General features: G+C 45.3%; 13 protein-coding genes, 1 pseudogene and 1 riboswitch. Of the genes and pseudogenes, 5 read left to right on the top strand and 9 right to left on the bottom strand.

What is annotated here, in order from left to right; translation table 11 throughout:
• Positions 1–78: 78 nt before the first annotated feature.
• The 4 genes from csdE to AB4589_RS14910 form a co-directional block, all read right to left on the bottom strand.
• Positions 79–507: a cysteine desulfurase sulfur acceptor subunit CsdE gene (gene csdE, locus AB4589_RS14895; protein WP_009848361.1), complete on the bottom strand. Its 429-nt coding sequence runs from the start codon at positions 505–507 to the stop codon at positions 79–81.
• Positions 508–544: 37 nt separating this feature from the next.
• Positions 545–1,354 (bottom strand): tRNA cyclic N6-threonylcarbamoyladenosine(37) synthase TcdA, encoded by an 810-nt coding sequence (gene tcdA / locus AB4589_RS14900; protein ID WP_102250040.1) that lies wholly within the window; start codon positions 1,352–1,354, stop codon positions 545–547.
• A 113-nt stretch (positions 1,355–1,467) separates the two neighbouring features.
• Complete coding sequence (gene mltA / locus AB4589_RS14905) at positions 1,468–2,580, bottom strand: murein transglycosylase A (protein ID WP_017101899.1); 1,113 nt, start codon at positions 2,578–2,580, stop codon at positions 1,468–1,470.
• A 257-nt stretch (positions 2,581–2,837) separates the two neighbouring features.
• Complete coding sequence (locus AB4589_RS14910; RefSeq protein ID WP_102250039.1) at positions 2,838–3,311, bottom strand: DUF2850 domain-containing protein; 474 nt, start codon at positions 3,309–3,311, stop codon at positions 2,838–2,840.
• A 161-nt stretch (positions 3,312–3,472) separates the two neighbouring features.
• Here AB4589_RS14910 and argA point away from each other — a divergent pair, with 161 nt between their 5' ends.
• Together argA and AB4589_RS14920 are read left to right on the top strand one after the other, a co-directional pair.
• Positions 3,473–4,810 (top strand): amino-acid N-acetyltransferase, encoded by a 1,338-nt coding sequence (argA, locus tag AB4589_RS14915; RefSeq protein WP_135444946.1) that lies wholly within the window; start codon positions 3,473–3,475, stop codon positions 4,808–4,810.
• Between the two features lie 281 nt (positions 4,811–5,091).
• Positions 5,092–5,283 carry a hypothetical protein gene (locus tag AB4589_RS14920; RefSeq protein WP_009848356.1) on the top strand — a complete coding sequence of 64 codons (192 nt, stop codon included), beginning with the start codon at positions 5,092–5,094 and terminating at the stop codon, positions 5,281–5,283.
• A gap of 101 nt (positions 5,284–5,384) precedes the next feature.
• On the opposite strand, the gene recD is transcribed toward AB4589_RS14920, so the two are convergent.
• The 5 genes from recD to AB4589_RS14945 all read right to left on the bottom strand — a co-directional run bounded on the left by recD (position 5,385) and on the right by AB4589_RS14945 (position 16,312).
• Positions 5,385–7,610, bottom strand: a complete 2,226-nt coding sequence (gene recD / locus AB4589_RS14925) for an exodeoxyribonuclease V subunit alpha (RefSeq protein WP_372100954.1) — start codon at positions 7,608–7,610, stop codon at positions 5,385–5,387.
• Positions 7,610–11,284 (bottom strand): exodeoxyribonuclease V subunit beta, encoded by a 3,675-nt coding sequence (gene recB / locus AB4589_RS14930; RefSeq protein WP_371709377.1) that lies wholly within the window; start codon positions 11,282–11,284, stop codon positions 7,610–7,612. Before recB ends, recD begins: the two co-directional genes overlap by 1 nt.
• 260 nt (positions 11,285–11,544) lie before the next feature.
• Positions 11,545–11,706 carry a hypothetical protein gene (locus AB4589_RS14935; protein WP_167851843.1) on the bottom strand — a complete coding sequence of 54 codons (162 nt, stop codon included), beginning with the start codon at positions 11,704–11,706 and terminating at the stop codon, positions 11,545–11,547.
• A 6-nt stretch (positions 11,707–11,712) separates the two neighbouring features.
• A complete protein-coding gene (gene recC, locus AB4589_RS14940; RefSeq protein WP_372100957.1) occupies positions 11,713–15,189 on the bottom strand; it encodes an exodeoxyribonuclease V subunit gamma in 3,477 nt (1,158 codons plus the stop codon).
• Positions 15,190–15,316: 127 nt separating this feature from the next.
• On the bottom strand, positions 15,317–16,312 hold the full coding sequence (locus AB4589_RS14945) for a TDT family transporter (RefSeq protein WP_017098030.1): 996 nt from the start codon (positions 16,310–16,312) through the stop codon (positions 15,317–15,319).
• Positions 16,313–16,473: 161 nt separating this feature from the next.
• Between AB4589_RS14945 and AB4589_RS14950 the strand changes: the two genes are divergently transcribed.
• The 3 genes and pseudogenes from AB4589_RS14950 to AB4589_RS14960 all read left to right on the top strand — a co-directional run bounded on the left by AB4589_RS14950 (position 16,474) and on the right by AB4589_RS14960 (position 18,919).
• Positions 16,474–17,370, top strand: a complete 897-nt coding sequence (locus AB4589_RS14950) for a LysR family transcriptional regulator (RefSeq protein ID WP_009848350.1) — start codon at positions 16,474–16,476, stop codon at positions 17,368–17,370.
• Between the two features lie 88 nt (positions 17,371–17,458).
• Positions 17,459–17,752, top strand: a complete 294-nt coding sequence (locus tag AB4589_RS14955; RefSeq protein ID WP_004735185.1) for a YebG family protein — start codon at positions 17,459–17,461, stop codon at positions 17,750–17,752.
• A 153-nt stretch (positions 17,753–17,905) separates the two neighbouring features.
• Positions 17,906–17,989, top strand: a riboswitch (Fluoride riboswitch).
• A gap of 194 nt (positions 17,990–18,183) precedes the next feature.
• Positions 18,184–18,919 (top strand): annotated as a pseudogene (locus AB4589_RS14960) (iron-sulfur cluster assembly scaffold protein).
• The last annotated feature ends 12 nt before the right edge of the window (positions 18,920–18,931 follow it).

Genomic DNA, 18,931 nt, shown 5'->3' on the forward strand with positions numbered 1-18,931 from the left:
AGCGAGTAGCGAGTAGCGAAATTATGTAGAGTTGGCGTTTAGCGTCAACCCTTTTTGTTTCTGTGTATCTAAGAAATGTTAAGCACTTAGCTCTTGGATTTGAGCAACAATCGCTTTTAATCCATTGCCGCGAGATGGGCTTAGATGGGTAATTAAACCGATTTGTTCAAAGTATCCATCGATATCGAACGCTTGAATCTGCTCTGATGTTTTTCCATCATACGCAGCCATCACTAATGCAATCAGACCGCGAACGATACGCGCATCAGAATCAGCACAAAAGCGCCAAACACCGTCGATATTTTGAGAAACCAACCACACTTGGCTTTCACAACCAGATACGACAACCTGTTCACTTTTCAGTTCATCAGGCATGCTAGGCAGTTTCTTACCCCACTGAATCACCTGGCGATAACGATCTTCCCAGCCGCTGAAAGTCTGCATTTTTGCGACAATATCATCACTGGTAATTTCTTTGCCGAATGGAAAGCTTGGGAATGTGGTCATTTTAATATCCAGTCGATTGTTAATTGAGAAGAAGACGTTACTTAGCGTGCTTTTGAACGATCTTTTCTACGATACGTGAAACCGCCACAAAACCAAAGGTAGCCGTGACAACCGTTGCTGCACCAAAACCCGTCGCACAATCCATTCGCTTTGGACCTTCTGCGGTTGCTTTCGCAGCACATACACTGCCGTCAGCTTGTGGGTACTTAAGTTGCTCAGTCGAGAACACACAATCGATACCAAACTTACGCGCAGGGTTCTTAGGGAAATTATGATGACGACGCAATGTGTCTTTCAATTTCTTCGCTAACGGATCTTGAATCGTTTTAGTCAGATCAGCCACTTTAATTTGAGTCGGGTCAACTTGCCCACCCGCGCCACCCGTAGTGATCACTTTGATTTTGTTGCTACGGCAATACGCCAACAACGAAGCCTTAGCTTTCATGCTATCAATCGCATCGAGCACAAAGTCGAACTCTTTCGATAGGTATTCAGCCTGATTATCAGGACCAATAAAGTCGTCGATCAGGTTCACTTTACACTCAGGGTTAATCAGCTTAACGCGCTCTGCCATCACTTCGATTTTACTCTTACCAACCGTGCCCGACATTGCGTGGATTTGACGGTTAATGTTCGTCACGCACACATCATCCATATCGATCAATGTCAGCTCACCTAAACCAGTACGAGCAAGCGCTTCAACCGCCCATGAACCGACACCGCCAATACCGATCACACACACGTGTGCTGCTCTAAGTATATCTACTTCACTATTGCCATACAGGCGACGAGTGCCACCAAATCGTTGGTCATAGTTTTCTGAAGCTGGAGTGGTCAATTCACGCATTGTTGCCGCCAATTTATTTCTGAGAAAAAGAAAAGAGTGCGTTTTATACGCACTCTTGAATTAAAAGTCTAGGGGATTAGCGATTCGCTTTCAATGCCCCATTTTATTGTTGTTTACTCGACCTTTTCAGGAGGCAAAGCCCAAGGCGCTTCGGTTGCGCTGCCATCTAGACCCAGCTTCCACACCCGACCAAAATGCTTGTAATGACCCGCTTCAGTTCCTGCTCGTGGGCCCATACCATGGTAGAGGTCCAAATGGTTTTGCTTAACCGCACCACCGGTATCTAAAACCAATAGTAGTCTTAGTTGGTGCGCGCCGCTCCAAGTACCATCAGCATTCAGTAACGGAACCTCAGCCAGGATAGGTGTTCCCATTGGTAAGATAGAGCGATCGCCCGCTACCGCCGCCATCGGTAATAGAGGAATGCCAGCGCTACCCATTACGGATAGATCATCTCTCGCGCTAAAGAAGACGAAAGATGGGTTTTGCTCAAGCAGTTCTTTTACCACTTCAGGATCGTTTACCAAGACCCACTCTTTGATAGCTTTCAATGACATTTTTTCGCGTGGCACTAAACCTCGCTCGATCAAAACACGGCCAATACTCACGTAAGCTTTATTGTTCTTACCCGCGTATGCAAAATACTGCAGCGTGTCATCATCTCCGAAATGCACAAAGCCGCTGCCCTGTACTTCCATCATAAATGGGTCGATACGGTTTGCTGAATAACCTAACTCAAGACCTTGGCCTTCTAATGCACCGTTGTAGATCTCTTCGCGTGTTGGACACTCTTTATCACACTCTGGAAGCCCATAAACAGGGAATCGGTATTCTTCGTTTGCTTCATGTCGCAGTTCCATTACAGGAGAAAAGTAACCCGTGAATAAAACATTACCTTGTTTATCACCACCACCTAATTGAGCAGTTTGAACGCCAAAATTAGCGAGTTCACTCGGCTCTCCACTCAGCACCGCCCATTCATTGAGTTGCTGATAAAGCGGCTCATAGATTTTAGCCATCGAAGGGGATTTAGAAACCACCATCTCAGCTTGCTCTGCAAATGCGGTGAAGTCTCTTGGTTTATTAGATTCAACCAAATCGACCTTATTTAAGGTTCGGGGAAATTCACCATCAAGGTGTTGTTGGGCAAGATCAGTGGGTTGAGCACAGCCAAATAAGAAAGAGGCAGCAACAAGGGGAAGCCATTTTTTAATCACAAGAGTCATCCTAAATATTCTATGCATCGAGGATGACAAAAACGATCAGATAACACAATCTTAGATTGTAAATGTTTACAATAATACCAATCACAGTAAGTAAGTGTTCAAAAATAGCGTAGGAAAAAATCTTGAGAACAAGGCAGCTCTTCTCGATAAGAAGTTTCGATAAGTAGTTATTCTACAATCAAAAATTCTAACGAAGTTATCGAGGTTTTTAACAAGCTAGGGTGACCAGTTATTTACTACGATTGGTATAAGATAACCTATCGAACTGAGTTATCTATATAACCTTTAAGGCGAAAGACTGGATTATAGTGATTATCCGATACAAGCATCATTTCTGTCTTATCAGAATTCGTTAGGCGAAAGCGATACGCTTTATTGCCTGCCTTATATTCGAAGTACTTACCATCAAAGTCAAAATGAGTCGATACAACCGAGCCACGTACTGACACACCATTATCATTCAATACAAACTCGTCCGCAGCATAACGAGCGACATCTTGCTCTACCCAAGTGCCATATAGCAGTGTCTCTGGTGTCACCGCATCTTGTACTCGAGAAAACACATCGGCGAACAAGGAAGCGACGGCAAACGAACCCACCAAAGCTAAAACCATTAAACTGCGTTCAATGAGCTTACGTCTCAATTTAGGTTTGTTGCGCTGCTCTGCTCCACTGTAGAGACCTTTTGCGATCTCATCAATCTTACTTTTTCTTACTGGATTTTTTTGCATTCGTTTACGACTCATAAGGATGCTGTACGCATTGTACACTGAGACAGTTTATAAAATGAAGCCTAGATGAGAATAGTTTGCGCTTCATTCCAAAAAGTTGTTGTTCAGATTTGAATTTAAATGCTAAATTATCGAATAAATAAACAAGGAAGGCTTATTCTGTGAAATTAAGAAGTACGGCGCTAGTCAAAGGCTTTAGGCAATCGACCCCTTATGTAAATGCTCACCGTGGTAAAACCATGGTGATTATGTTGGGGGGTGAAGCCGTTGCCGATAGAAACTTTGGCAACATTATTAGTGATATAGCCCTGCTTCATAGTCTTGGGGTTAAGATTGTTCTCGTTCATGGGGCAAGACCACAGATCAACCAACTGTTAGAGAAGCAAGACTGCCATACGCCTTACCATAAAAATATTAGAGTCACAGATGAATATTCTTTAGGTGTTGCAATGCAGGCGGCTGGACAACTGCAACTTGCGATCACCGCTCGTCTTTCAATGAGTTTGAACAACACCCCAATGGCAGGAACTCAACTGAATGTTATGAGTGGTAACTTCATTACCGCTCAACCCTTAGGCGTCGATGATGGTACAGATTACTGCCACAGCGGACGCATTCGTCGAATAGACATCGAAGGGATCAATCGCACCCTTGACCAAGGTTCCATCGTCCTTCTTGGGCCGATTGCCAGTTCAGTCACTGGCGAAAGCTTTAACCTGCTTTCGGAAGAGGTCGCGACACAAGTTGCTATCCGTTTGAAAGCCGACAAACTGATTGGCTTTTGTTCTGAGCAAGGGGTGACTGACGAAAGCGGTAATGTACTCGCCGAACTCTTCCCTAAAGACGCCAAGCAAATTCTTGAACGCTTAACGGAATCCCAGAACCCCGCCGAAGACATGAGCACCGGAACACTGCGCTTCTTGAAAGGAGCGATCTCCGCTTGCCGAGCAGGCGTGCCTCGTTGTCACTTGATCAGCTACAAAGCCGATGGCGCATTGATCCAAGAGCTATTCTCTTTTGATGGTATTGGAACCCAAGTGGTCATGGCGAGTGCCGAACAAGTCAGACAAGCTCAGATTGATGACATCGGTGGTATCTTTGACCTCATTCGCCCTCTTGAAGAACAAGGCATTCTTGTTCGTCGCTCAAGAGAGCAGTTAGAACAAGAAGTCCATCGTTTTACCATCATCGAAAAAGACGGTCTGATCATTGGTTGCGCTGCGCTATACGCTTATCCAGAAGATCACATGGCAGAGATGGCCTGTGTCGCCATTCACCCAGACTACCGAGATGGCAACCGTGGGCAGATACTGCTGGATTACATGCGTCATCAGTCCAAATCTCGTGATATCGACCAGATCTTTGTTCTTACCACACACAGCCTTCATTGGTTTCGTGAACAGGGTTTTTACGAGATTACTGTTGATGAATTACCAATGGAAAAGCAAGGTCTGTACAACTATCAAAGGAATTCCAAGATCTTAGCGTTAAATGTGTAAATTAAATTTGGAGTAAAATCTCACTTTAATAAGGAATCTATTGCAAATGCAATCGTTTCTCATGTGAGATTTATTAAATATGCACTTTCATTCACAGCTGTAATTGTATAGAATTTGCACGCTTTATGAATATCGACAAGCGTTTTTATTGGAATGCCGCCGAATGTTTAATCTATGACATTTAGGTGGTCACTGCACGGATTGCTATACCCGTTAACGATCAGCATGCTAGTAGTCATTAGTCTGCTCGTTAATATAAACAGCAAAAGAGCAACATTGATATGAGAACCATTGTTTGTAACTCGCTGCAAAGTTTTTGGGATATGGCTGATAACCAATTCTTAGAAGGGTTAGACGTACACTGCGTGTTCCCTGTGAGCGAAAATCTAAAAGAGTTTATTTTGAATTGCCAACCAAAATACAAGATAAACCATATATCGTTTACTCGAGCGTTTTTAGGTACTGATTCCTGATAACGTTCAGAGCAACCACGGATGGTTGCTTTGTGTATACGATTTACCCAGCTATTTCGTAGTTTTACTTCCAGTAACACCTCCACTAAAACCACTGACCGTCAGTTGGTTAGTCGACTTCCTAAACCACTCACTCGCTCTGTTTTTACCTTAATACCACGCTTCAAGACATTGGTATCACTGAGCATCATCAGTCGTTTCTTAGCACGCGTTATACCCGTATAGATAAGTTCTCGCGTTAAAATAGGGCTGAAGTCTGGCGGTAAGATCATTAAGGTCAGATCAAATTCACTGCCTTGAGATTTGTGTATCGTCATTGCATACGCGGTTTCATGATCAGGCACTCGACTTGGTAGTACAGCTTTTACACTGCCATCGGGCAATTCAAAGTACACCTTTAATCGAGGGGCTGAGTTATCATCAATTGAAGAAGAGCTACTTACATCAGCCTCAAGCATACAGATACCAATATCACCATTGTATAAACCTAAGCCATGATCATTGCGCGTTACCATTACTGGTCGCCCGTGATACCACAATTCATCGTTGTGCGGATTCACCAAGCGTCTTGCGGCAAGTGCCCTTTCGATTCTGTGGTTGAGGCCTTTAACACCAAAGTCACCTTCGCGAATGGAACACAGCAACCGACACTGGCTGAACAAATCGAGAACCGATTTCGCTCTCGCTTCTTGAGTTTCTAGCTCTTCCAATGGCACATTCATTCGGTTCAGATACGCACCATATTCATTAACTAAAGTACGTAGCATCAAGTTATAGCTGTCACTCGACAAGGGATGATTCTCAATATCCGCAAACCCTTTCGCAAACACTTGATCGACCTGATTAGCAGAGCCGTTATTGATCGCCTTTGCCAACTGTCCGATACCTGAACGTGCATCAAAACGGTAACTCTTCTGCAGCATACACAAACTATCGGCAATCGCAGGAGGGTTAGCCGATCCTGTTTTGACCTGTCTGGGTTTAGCTATCGCATCAAAGCCTGTCATTTCCGCAATCAAGTTACCTTGCGCTGTGCTGTAGCCTGTTGAATTAAACGAGCAGATATCACCCAACACGGCACCAGCTTCTACTGAAGCGAGCTGGTCTTTATCACCAAGCAGAATCAACCTTGCGTGTTCAGGGAGTGCATCCACCAGCTTATACATCATGGATAAGTCGACCATCGATGCTTCATCCACCACCAAGATATCAAGGTGAAGTGGATTACGTCGGTTGTGTCTAAACTCCGCTCGATTGGGGATCGCACCAAGTAATCGGTGCAAAGTGCTCGATTCCGTCGGTATGTTGGCCTTTACTTCAGGCGCCAGAGGTAATTGTTCAATCGCTTTACCAATCGACTCAGTTAAACGCGCCGCCGCTTTACCTGTCGGAGCCACCAGCTTGATCGTCGGTATTTTACCTTGGCTGAGTGATTGCTCGACCATCGCCGACAGCAACTTAGTTACCGTGGTCGTTTTACCGGTACCCGGCCCACCAGAAATCACCGCGAAGCGACGACTTAACGCCACCGCTGCCGCTACTTTTTGCCAGTTCAAACAGACAGATAACGGCACTAGACTATCCAGAACATCTAAATCGGTCACTTGTTTGGCTTGAACAATCGCTTGATCGATAGAACCCCAATCCAAAGCCTGTTCATCGACGATATCTAGATGGTCACACACTAACTGCTGACGTAATACCTGAGAGGTTTGTTGGTTTGCTTCAGCCTTGGTTAAGGCATTAAACAGGAAGTGATAACTGCGTGCAAAAAGCTGATTGAGCGTCTCAGTCAGTGCTTTTTTCTGCTCAATATTGAACTCTACTGGCTTACTTAAACGGTTTAGAGTTTCAGCCAACACAACTTCGTAGTTCCAATAACGCTGTAAGTAGACACGCTGCCCATCAAACATCAGCGGCTTAACGCAGTCATTAGTTGTTCCAACTAGGTTAGATGATTGCAGAACAGTCACCCAATCAATACCCAACAGTTTTTGGTTCAATTGCAGTGCCGTTTCACCGTACAAACCAAGCAACTGGGCTAGATCTGTCGTTTGTTCAGGGCCTGCCTTATGCTGCTGTATAAGCTGAGTACAAATATGCCCCTTGCCTAATTCATGGCTTACAACGCCAGCTAGAAACCCGATCTCTTGAGAATGACTCGTCGCTTGCTGAGCAATAAAACGGGCAAATTGATAATCCAACTGACGAATTGAACCTTTGTCCGCTAGGAACTTTAATACATTCATGAGCTGCTCAGGGATAAGTGAAACTGGCTTTAGCGTGTTCGCAGCTTCTGTACTGGTATTAGTGGTCGTTGTTGTCATTATAAAAGCCCCATCTGTCCAGTTTCATTGTCATTCAATTGTGCTGAACGTCTGTCTATCACTTTACCGTCAATCAATTGATCCATTTCATCGAGCAAAGCCAATGTAGGTTTCGCCGAGAAAATACCTTGTTGAGATTGGCCGTCCATTCCTCTTAAAAACAAGTAATAGACCCCACCAAAGTGCTGATCATAGCTGTAATCCGCAACGCGGCTGCGTAAGAAGCGGTGCAATGCCAACGCATAGATTTGATATTGCAGATCATAACGGTGGTCGGCCATCGCCGATTTCAATGCCTCACCATGGTAGACGGCAACATCATCACCTAAATGATTCGATTTCCAGTCGAGCACATAGTATTTACCTTGGTGCTCGAACACTAAATCGATGAAGCCTTTCAGCATGCCTTGTACTGTTTGGAAACCTAAGTCGCCCGCTTTAGCCGATAACGGATCATGATATTGAATGGTTTCATTCAGCTCAGATGCGGCCAACACTTCGATCGGCAACAAGAACTCCATTTCGACTAATCGTTGAGTTGAGCCTTTCTCGCTCAGCTTTAAGTTCTTTCCATCTAAAGCGGTGTTTAGCACCGTATCAACAAGCTGTTGAAGCACAGGTAGCCACTCTAACTCGTATTGCTCTGACTCTAATAAGTGAGTAATTACTTGCGTGTTATGTTCGCTGGTTGCTGGCTCAGTAAATTCAACATCCTCAAATAAGGTGTGCAAGAAAGTACCAGGGCGAGCGCCACGAGGGAACGTGAATATAGAACGTTCAGGTTCAATCAATTCCGACTCGTCTTGTTCATCAGCCGAATCAATATCAAAACCTGACACCTCAATCGTCGCATCATGGTTTGCGCCGTGACTGCCTTGTTTTACAAGCCCCGAGTAACTGGTGATTCGCCAAGCTCGGTCAATTGAAGCTTTAAGTTCACTAGCCTGTAAGTCGTCACTCACTTGCTCTGTTTGCACAAAAACTTGTTCGTGAGCGGTAGGCGTTTCAGACAGCAATACGCTTGAATTCTTACCCTCAATCGCTGACAGAGCTTGATGTAACTCAGCGATGCCTTGCTCTTGTCCATTTTGAACCAAGTAGCCCATGGCACTTAAGTGAACGCCGGTCGGCTCTTTGGTTGAACGCCCTTTACGTAAAGGAGCCATACCAATGAAACAACCGTAAACGGCACGAGTAAGCGCCACGTAAATCAAACGTAAGTCTTCCGCCAATCGCTCTTTGTCGGCTTGCGCTAAGGCACTGTCGCTACCCGTAATATCAAGCACTGTGGTATCTGATTCATGGTCGTAGAACTTACCTTCACTCGCTTCACGATAACTCGCCACGAACGGCAGGAATACTAGGTCATATTCCAAACCTTTCGATTTATGAATAGTGACGATTTGAACTAAGTTTCTCTCTGATTCAAGGCGTTGAATGTCGTCTTCACTGCCACCTAAACCATTTTGCGCATCTGATATCGCTTCTGCTAGCCAACGTAACAAGCCATAGTCACTGTCGAGCTCCTGCCTAGCTTGTTGCAACAGTTCGCCAATGTGCATCAAATCAGTGAGTGAGCGCTCACCATTTTCTTCTTCTAGTAAGCGTTCCGCGAGGTGCCTTTTACTGATCACGCTGCGAAGCATTGGTAATACGCCACGTTGCAGCCACAACTTACGATATTCTCGGAATTCGTTAACGACATTTTCCCAAACCACTTCATCGTTGTTGAGTTCATCCAATGATGCGGCATCCAAAGCAAACAACTCTGACGCTAAACTCGCACGCAATGCACGGTCATTTTCAGGCGTCAGCACCGCTTGCAGTAGGCGTTGAATGTCTTGTGCGACCAAGCTGGTGAACACGCTATCTCGGTTAGACAAATACACGCTCGCAATGCCTTGTTCCGACAACGCATTTTTAATTAGGCGACCTTCACTACCAGTTCGAACCAAGACAGCAATATCACCTGCATTCACGGCATGTTGTTTTTTACCGTTATCAAAATAAGCTTGCTCGTTTTGAGAAGCGGTCAAAATGGTTTGAATTTGACTCGCCGTCGCCTCAGCCATTGCTTTGTGATATTCGCCTTTCGGTAAGGGCTTGTCTTCCGCTTCTTGTAGCCAAAAGGTCAGTGCATGCTGGGTTTCTCCGTTCATCACCCATTGGCGTTTGTCGGCCGATGGGCTGGCTGCGACGGGAAAAAATGGAATGTCTTGGTCGTAGATAAACGGACTGTCCGAATTCATAAACACTTGGTTTACTGCACTGACCATATCAGCACTCGAACGCCAGTTAGTCCCTAAAGTGTAGTGAGCACTAACTTGGTTTCTCGCCTTGATATAGGTAAAGATATCCGCGCCACGGAAGCCATAGATAGCCTGCTTCGGGTCGCCGATCATAAACAGGCCGCATTGCGGGTTATCTAGGTAGATTCGGCTAAAGATACTGTATTGCAGCGGATCGGTATCTTGGAATTCATCGATCATCGCCACTGGGTATAAGGTGCGGATTCTCTCCACCAGCAGTGATTGCTCATCCACATCAATGGACGCGGATAACTGAGTCAGCAAATCATCAAACGATAACCACTGCTTCTGCTGTTTAGCTTTGGCTAACATGGTTCGACAATGAGTAATCGCATGTGCCTGCAAGGGGGCTTTCAGGTCTGCTGGAGAATTTAAGAAGTTCTCAATCGCTTCGAAAACGGTGTGCTGAGGTGCCGTGCCTTTCGGTGTTTTTTCAATCAGAGTAGCTTGAGAGAACTTCTCTAGTTTATCTGGAAACTGGTAATCGTGAGTGTCGCTCTGCGCCCATGCTGTTACCGCTTCTAACCAAGTCGGCAAAGACTTCTTAGTGTAGCTGCGCTTGTTCACATCTGAACCTGAAATCAAAGCCAAAAAGTCCGCTTCAGATTCACACCACAACGCCTTAAGTTGCTTCACTTTAGCTAGGTTTTGATTGTGCAGAGTTTGCAAGTCACCCGACATTGCTTCCACAGTTAGCTTTAGTGGAGAACCCGTCAGGTAGCGATTTACGTCAGCCAATAACGAAGCGGGAGAGCCCCAAATATTTCGCACTTCACCCGCCAGTTGAATTGGCAGCGGGTAAAACTGCTTACGCCAATAGTCAGCTACCACTTGCGCTTTCAGGTGACTTTCATCGGTCACAAATTCATTATCAAAACGGCTTCCAGACTCAAAGGCATTTTGAGTCAGCATACGCTGACAGAAGCCGTGAATGGTGTATACCGCCGCCTCATCCATTTGTCTTTCGGCATTGAGTAAGGTTTTCGCAGCACCAGCATGATCTTCGATGGCTTGTAACAAAGGCGCAATCACTGGGTCGTCACTTTGCCCACGTGCAAACGCGATACGTGCATCATGGATTCGAGCACGGATACGATCTCGTAGCTCTGCCGTTGCCGCTTCAGTAAAGGTCACAACCAAGATTTGGTCTACGGTTAGCGGCTCATGGTGTCGAGTGGCTTCAGTCAGATCACCTTGTGGAGCGGCCGTACCGTGCCCGAGCAGTAGGCGCAAATACAAGCCAGCAATGGTAAATGTTTTACCCGTACCCGCCGATGCTTCAATTAAACGCGCGCCATGAAGTGGAAACGTCATGGTATCGAGTGTTTTTGGAGCGATTACCTGAACACTGCTTGTGGTCGTCATGCCTTACTGCCTTTTGATAGATGAGTCTGTTAAAAATGTGACTATTGCTATAAATGTGACCTAGCGTGGAAAACGTCATTCAATTTACGTCCTACGCTAATTTGTTAATAGTTAGTGCGATCTCTCTCACGGATCAATTCAGATCGCCTCGCTACTATGCGCCCACGAGTTCAGGGGCGCGTACGAGTTTTGTACTTTACGGCGTTACTTTGAACCACAGAATAATGGTCCCTCTGACCTGTGGCCGTACAGCGAACGCCCTACACTAATAATGATTTACTGGCGGCCACTTTATTTCCTGTACCTTGCTTTTCTTCACCTTGATTCCCTTCATCTTGAAAGCAGGCATCCCAAATGCTGACCAGCGACTCTCTTTCGTTTTTCATTAATTCAGCGCACTCGCTATTGATCTTGTCGATCACAACCACTTACTCCTGATCTTCCAGATCGGCAGCAGCCAACCTTGCCGCCTGTAACACAAGCGTTGAATACATACGCGACTCAACAGCCAGCTCATCGTCCCACTTAGACCAAATACGTGAGATGTAAGTATCTCTCCCCTCACCCGTAAAGGCGAAGCTGTCATTAAAGGTATCGGCCATTTTCTTGAGCGACTTTTCTTCGTCATCGACCCACTTACCACGGCTAAAGCCCGCTTCAACGCCAGCCAATGCGGTTTTCGGGAAATAAGGCAATGGTGCAGTCATGCCTTGATAAAACAGTCGTACTAACTCAGCTAATATACTTTTCGCTTGCTGCGCATCGCCGATAGGCTGTAGCGTTTGGTGAACCACGCCCTCTTTTCTGTCGTAGCCAATAATATGGGTCGTTTTTCCGTGTCCCATGACTGCACAACATAGATGATCAATCCACGCTGCCAAATAATCTTGAGAGCGTACTTTACCGCTGCGGAAACGCACTAAACCCGATTGATAGTTTTGAGTTAACCATCCCATCAAACGAACAGGTTTACCTTCGCCTAACACATCAAGTTCGATATTCACTTCGAGATCTTGTTGCGGTGATCCGCTCACAAATCGAATTTCTTTGGCTAAGTCTTCCGCTTGAACACGGTTGGTTTCAAATTCGATATCACCAAAGGCGCCAACCGGTAATCTGCCCTGTGCTTTTTGCTCAGAGACAAACAATCGAACGGCTTCGTCTGCGCCTTCAGGGTGGTCTAGCAGCACTTGCAGTAATGCATCTTTAAGTTGGAAACTCTCTAAACCATTAAGTACAAATGGCTCATTGTCTTCCATCACAGGAAGTGGCGGCTCAAATACCACTTTTAGGCGGCGATTAAAGAAGTACTGCACTGGCAAACGCCAAAAACGCTGTAACTCAACCAAGTCGAGTTCTAACGGGTACGTCGCATCCAACAAATAATCATCCAATGCACGATTGAATTCACCACTGCGTTCACCGGAACGGTTAGCCGCAGGAAGCCACTCTTTGGCGTAACTCAGCACATGGCTCGCATCACCTTGAGTAAAAGCTGCGGGGCTGAACGGTGTCATGGTGTGTTCAAAGCTGATCGCTTGAGTCAGATTGATGCCTGAATCATCACTTGGTAACGCTTGGTCGTCACTCAAGCAGTAATTCTGCTGACAGTACTCTATCAACTCTGAAACGAGCACCGATGGCACTCGCTCGGTATTATCTTGAATTGAACGGCCGACATAGCTGATGTACAAGCATTCTTGCGCCGACAGCATCGCCTCTAAGAATAGATAGCGGTCATCATCACGACGAGAACGATCGCCCGGTCGTGTGCGTCCGTTCATTAGATCAAAACCTTCTGGCGGCATTGAGCGAGGGTAAACACCATCATTCATGCCTAACAAACAGACGGTTTTGAACGGAATAGAACGCATCGGCATTAAGGTACAAAAGTTAACTTGGCCCGCTAAGAAACGCTGGCTAATACGCGCGCCAGATAACTTATTATTGAGGTACTGATAGATAATGCTTGGCGACAACTCTTGTTCATACAAGGCATCATCAAGCTGTTCATTCAGTTGCGAAAGTGCATCGCGAATCGACTTAAGCACCACCTCACCTTCTAACTCAACAGCAAAGAAATCATCAATCATTTGCAGCAAGGTTTCACGCCACATATCGATAGATTGTGTTTCAGTTAGGCGTTGACGGTAATGGGCAATACGATCGATAAAGTGAGCTAACTTACCTGCAAGTTCGGCGCTAATGCCTTGAACTTCGTTATAAGCGGCAATCGGGGAGTGTTCAGTTTCAAATAAACCCGCAGAATCCGACATCGCATATCCTAATAACATGCGCTGAATGCCGAATAGCCAAGTGTTTTGCTCGGTCGCAGGTAGATCAAATTCTGTCGCCGTTGAAGCATCAACCCCCCAACGGATACCTGCTTCTTCAACCCATTGCTTGGCTTGCTCGAATTGAAACTCGTCAATACCAAAGCGTGCCATCATCGCAGGAATTTCTAACAGCTCTAGCAACTCAGAGGCTAAACAGCGCGTGTTTGGTAGCGCGACTAACTGCATGAAGGCGGTCAGAATTGGGCTTTCTTGGTCTGCGGTTCTATCAGAGATCGAGTAAGGGATATAACGCTCACCTGGAGCATTACCAAATACCGCCTGAATCGCTGGGCTATAAGCATTAATGTCAGACACCATCACGATGATATCGCGTGGTTTCAGAGTCGGGTTGGCATCAAACATCGCCAACAACTGATCATGAAGGACTTCAACCTCACGCATTGGGCTGTGACACGCATGTACGGTCAGAGAGCGATCGCCAAGCTCAACCACCTGTTTATGGTTGCTGGAATCTAAGATGTGGTCGTCTTGATGATCTTCTAACTGAAGAATATCAGCTTGCAATTGATGCAGCAGGTTATCCCTCTCAACATCAATAAAGAACTCATGCTCTTCGTTGTCTGATTGAGATAGCAAGAACAGGTTATCTCTGCCCAGCTTTCCCATAGACGCAAGTAAACTATTACCCACGGCTTGGCTGGTATGCAGTTCGTCTTCAACGTTGGCTTCAATGCCATCTTTCAATGGTGATACTTCGCCTTCTAGTTGAGGTAAACCATCAACCAACGCAAACTGCTTGCGACGCTGGGCTTCAACTCTTGCCAAATATTTACGGTCGCGAATATCGCCCCAGTAATGTTGGCAAGGGTTGGTAAACATCAAGTGCACATCAATCTGCTCGCCAAGTGCTTTCAACGCATCCATGTAACGAGGAGGCAGCGAAGAAATACCAAACACAAATAAGCGTTTAGGCAGATGTTGCAGTTGACCTTGTTGCTTGGCTAGCGCTTCAATAAAGTCGTGATACAAGTTGCCACGGTGATATTTAGATTGGCCTTGAGACAAGGTTTGCTCATAGAGTGCTTGCCACAAAATCGGTTGCCAAGGGTGCTCTTGCTGCCCTTCATCATCGACCAATTCAGCAACGGGCTCTCCCGCTTCCCACATCGCCATCCACTCTGGTCGATACACCAAGTAACCATCGAAGATATCGGCAATTTTCTCTGCCAATTGATACAACTTAGAGTCATCTTCATCATTTTCAAGATAACGTTGCAGAGGCAAGAAATCAGGGTGGTCAAGCTTAGCGGGTAGTAAACTCATCAACTTCCACGTCATCGCTTCTTTGTTAAAAGCACTGCGTTTAGGTACATCAGGAAGCACTTGGGTAAACATATCCCAAATGAAGGTTGCTGGAAGTGGGAAATCGATATTTGCTGCTACACCAAACTCTTTGGCGAGTTCCATCTTAAGCCATTGAGACATACCTGGGCTCTGAACCAAGATCTGCTCTTTTTCGAAAGGATTGGCTAAAGGATCACTTTTGATTAAGTGAACGAGAAGGATTTTTAAAGTATCGACTTTATTGGAATGGTAAACAGTAAACAAAGTGCACTCACGCTAATCTTGCCACAATATAAAGCCAGATTAGCATAAGTGCCGAGTTTGGATTAGGAATATAAGCTTATGAAATACTGAAAACTTAAGGTCCGTTTATCTTTTGAACTATTGATTCTTACAATCTACTGCCTACCGCACTTAGAACACGGTGAGGTTTGTAATTCATGTAATAACGAACCGCCACATAACCCACTACAAACGTTGCCACAATCAATTCTAGATAGGCTAGGTTGAAGACTTGATCCACATAGTGAGTTTCCACACCAACAGTTTGCATCCAAGCCGCCAATTTGAATAGCGCCGTTGCACCAATCACGATTGGGAATGTAAACGCCGCATAACCCGGGCTGAATGGCAGACGAAGTAGTTTGAAAAACGCGATGTAAATAATAAACGTCATCAACACTGCAATGCCAAAGAGTAACCCAATGATCACTGGCGAAGGATTTGCCGTCACCGTTAGGTAGCCTGCTAAAGATAGACTTGCTGGTGCCGCCATAATCGCAATGGTTGGTTTTGCTGCGTCAGGTACTTCATGAGAGAAGATCAAACGGTAGATCATAAGAGGTAGCATTACGGCATAAACCAATAAACCAAAGACTAAAGTCGCGTGAGCAACGGGTTCTAAGATCGGGTTACCTGAAAAAGAAACGTCTGCCACGATAATACCGATTGGTGGCACAAACCAACTTGGCACCATGTGGTGAATCTCAAAGTTTTTAGCTCTGTGGTATAAGAAGCTCACCAAGAACACAACATGTAACGCTACCGAAGCGAGCCACACAGCTTCTTGTAAGAATTGAGAGATCGGAGCCAACGAAGCAGACACCACCATACAACCCATTGCGAATGTGGGTACAACACTGCCGACAACAGGGTGAGCAAGGTCTTCACGTAATAAGTGGCCGTGAATCAAAAATTTCACAGCTAAAACAAGAAGCAATACCGCCGCAATACCAGCACTGACCCACTGCACCAAACCCGGTGTGTGCAAAATACCTTGTGCGACTAAAACACCATCCCAACACCAGCCTAAACTTGCAATTGCGAGTGCTAACCCTGCCATGGGAGTTGGAGCTCCTGTTAATCTATATTTAATACGTTGAATCATGTCAGCCTCTCTTAAACTTAATTCACTAAACTTGTGAACTCATCAGCTTGTTGAAGCCATAATACGCTTGCGCTTCGTTAAACAATATCCAATTATATATAACAAATGTTCATTAATACTGAACGATACCTTTCCACCAGCAGCGTAAAACTAGGAACCTGATGGCTAATATTTCAATCAAACAACTCAAAGTGTTTGTCACTATTACCCAGCATTCGACATTGACCGCAGCCTCTGAGGCTCTGTTTCTGTCTAAGGCCGCGGTCAGCATGGCGCTAGGCGAAATGGAGAAACAACTCGGTCACTCTCTATTTGACCGGGTTAATAACCGATTAATTCTCAATCAAGAAGGACAAAAGCTTCTTCCTTTGGCGGATGAGATATTACATCGTGCTGCTGGTATTGATGTTTTGTTCCGTGACGACCAGCCTTTAAGTGGCAATCTAAAGGTCGGTGCGAGTGACACAATTGGTAATCAGGTCGCACCGTTTATTCTGTCTGGCTTTCGCGAGCTAACTCAGCATCAAGATCAGAGCTTATTCATTTCAAACAGTGCGCTGATCTGCCAAAAGTTGGTGGATTATGAACTGGATATCGCGTTAATTGAAGGAAAAACACTCCATCCGGAGTTGATCTCTAGCCAGTTCAGTAGCGATGAAATGTGTATCATTGTTAGTAATCAACACCCTCTCAATTCAAAAGAAAAAGTGATTTTAAGCGATTTAGAAGATAGTCATTGGATTTTACGTGAGTCTGGTTCAGGCACTCGCGAGTTTTTCCTGCGTGCCGTCGCACCACGCATCGAACATTGGTATGAATCCTTTGAGCTCAACACGACTGAGGCGATCATCAATTCTGTTTCTGCCAATCTTGGATTCGCGTGTTTATCACGGCTGGCTGCGCAACGAGCAATTGACTCAGGCCGAGTGAAAGCACTCGATGTCCCACTCGACATGAAACGTCGATTCTGGATGCTGGTCCATAAAGACAAATATCAAAGCCCGCTACTGAAATCTTTCATGAGTTATTGTGAAGACTGGGCTACACATCAAGATTGAGGCCGCATTGTTAGGGCTCCAACTGGACTTTTAACATCAGGAACTGTATAAAAAGCCAGTAAAATTTATCAAACTTAGAGGATTAACCATGGCTGTTATCGTCAAGTACGTGGTCGAACGCAACGGAGAAGAGAAAATGACTTTTACCTCTAAAGCCGAAGCTGACGCATACGACAAAATGCTGGATATGGCTGATGAGCTTTTTGAACTATTAAGCAAAAGCGATTTAGTTGAAGATGAAGGCAAGCAAGAAGAGCTTGCAATGTACCTAGCGAAGAACAAAGAAGAAGTTCTTTACGCATTAGGTGCTAAGCGTAAACCAGCTCCGAAAAAAGAAAAGAAGCTTGAAGCTGTTGAAGACGCAGAAGAAGATGCCGCTTAATTAGCTGAAGTTTTCTAAAAACGTCAATAATGTCTCTAATCAGAGCTCGTTATTGGCGTTTTTTTATACTTATCGAAATATAATGAACTCTGTTTATAGTCGAAATCGCTCTAAACATTCGCTTGCACAAAAGTGTGATTAAGATCTAATCTATAGCCATCAGGTGATGGGGTTCCACCTAAGCTTTTGCTTCAACCGCCCGTTCTTTTGAACCGTGCTAATGACTCCTACAGAATCGAAAACAGGTAATACTGTTGGATGTATCGCTACTCCTCCATTTTGGAATGGACTTAGTCTATTAAGACCGAGCTTCATGACACCTTTGGATGATCGATACTCAAGATCTGTAGTGAATTAGCCGCACCTCTTCCAACACGTCCTGTTTTCTCAACGCCCTAGGTCTTAAATGGCTCTATCAGTGAGAAAACATTATGCACTACTCTTCAGAAATTCAATCAATGTGCCCTATTCAAAGGGGTGATCTTCACACTTCAGCGCCAATTCCAGTTGAAGGCGCCATGGTTAGCCCAAAAGATGTCATCGCTATTTCTGGTTTAAGCCATGGTTAGCCCAAAAGATGTCATCGCTATTTCTGGTTTAAGCCATGGCGTAGGCACTTGTGCACCACAACAAGGTGCAGCAAAACTAACGCTGAACGTAAAAAACGGCATCATCGAAGAAGCGCTAATCGAAACGATTGGTTGTTCAGGCATGACTCAATCAGCCGCGATGGCAGCCGAAATCCTCACAGGAAGAACCATTCTTGAAGCTCTAAATACTGACTTGGTGTGTGACGCTATTAACGTAGCCATGCGTGAAATCTTTCTGCAATTCGTTTACGGTCGAACTCAATCCGCATTCTCTGAAGGCGGCCTAGAAATTGGCGCAGCATTGGAAGACTTAGGTCAAACACAACGTAGCCAAGTAGGCACCAGCTATTCAACCTCAGCAAAAGGCGTTCGTTACCTAGAGCTTGCAGAAGGCTACGTGACCAAGCTTGCACTTGATGATCACAGCGAAGTGATTGGCTACGAATATCTCAACCTCGGCAAAATGATGAAGGCGATTAACCAAGGCATGCCAGCTAATGAAGCTGCTGACCTTGCGACGGGGACTTATGGTCGCTTCGATGAAGCCGTTACCACCATTAACCCACGCCAACACTAATTTTGCCAATTT

It is taken from the genome of Vibrio sp. 10N.222.49.A3 (assembly GCF_041475145.1).
GTDB lineage: Bacteria > Pseudomonadota > Gammaproteobacteria > Enterobacterales > Vibrionaceae > Vibrio > Vibrio tasmaniensis_A.

Excerpts from the sequence above, each read along its gene's own strand:
- mltA (WP_017101899.1), bottom strand. The coding sequence starts at position 2,580 with ATGACTCTTGTGATTAAAAAATGGCTTCCCCTTGTTGCTGCCTCTTTC.
- AB4589_RS14945 (WP_017098030.1), bottom strand. The coding sequence starts at position 16,312 with ATGATTCAACGTATTAAATATAGATTAACAGGAGCTCCAACTCCCATG.
- csdE (WP_009848361.1), bottom strand. The coding sequence starts at position 507 with ATGACCACATTCCCAAGCTTTCCATTCGGCAAAGAAATTACCAGTGAT.
- AB4589_RS14920 (WP_009848356.1), top strand. The coding sequence starts at position 5,092 with ATGAGAACCATTGTTTGTAACTCGCTGCAAAGTTTTTGGGATATGGCT.
- AB4589_RS14910 (WP_102250039.1), bottom strand. The coding sequence starts at position 3,311 with ATGCAAAAAAATCCAGTAAGAAAAAGTAAGATTGATGAGATCGCAAAA.
- recD (WP_372100954.1), bottom strand. The coding sequence starts at position 7,610 with ATGACAACAACGACCACTAATACCAGTACAGAAGCTGCGAACACGCTA.
- recB (WP_371709377.1), bottom strand. The coding sequence starts at position 11,284 with ATGACGACCACAAGCAGTGTTCAGGTAATCGCTCCAAAAACACTCGAT.
- AB4589_RS14955 (WP_004735185.1), top strand. The coding sequence starts at position 17,459 with ATGGCTGTTATCGTCAAGTACGTGGTCGAACGCAACGGAGAAGAGAAA.
- tcdA (WP_102250040.1), bottom strand. The coding sequence starts at position 1,354 with ATGCGTGAATTGACCACTCCAGCTTCAGAAAACTATGACCAACGATTT.
- AB4589_RS14950 (WP_009848350.1), top strand. The coding sequence starts at position 16,474 with ATGGCTAATATTTCAATCAAACAACTCAAAGTGTTTGTCACTATTACC.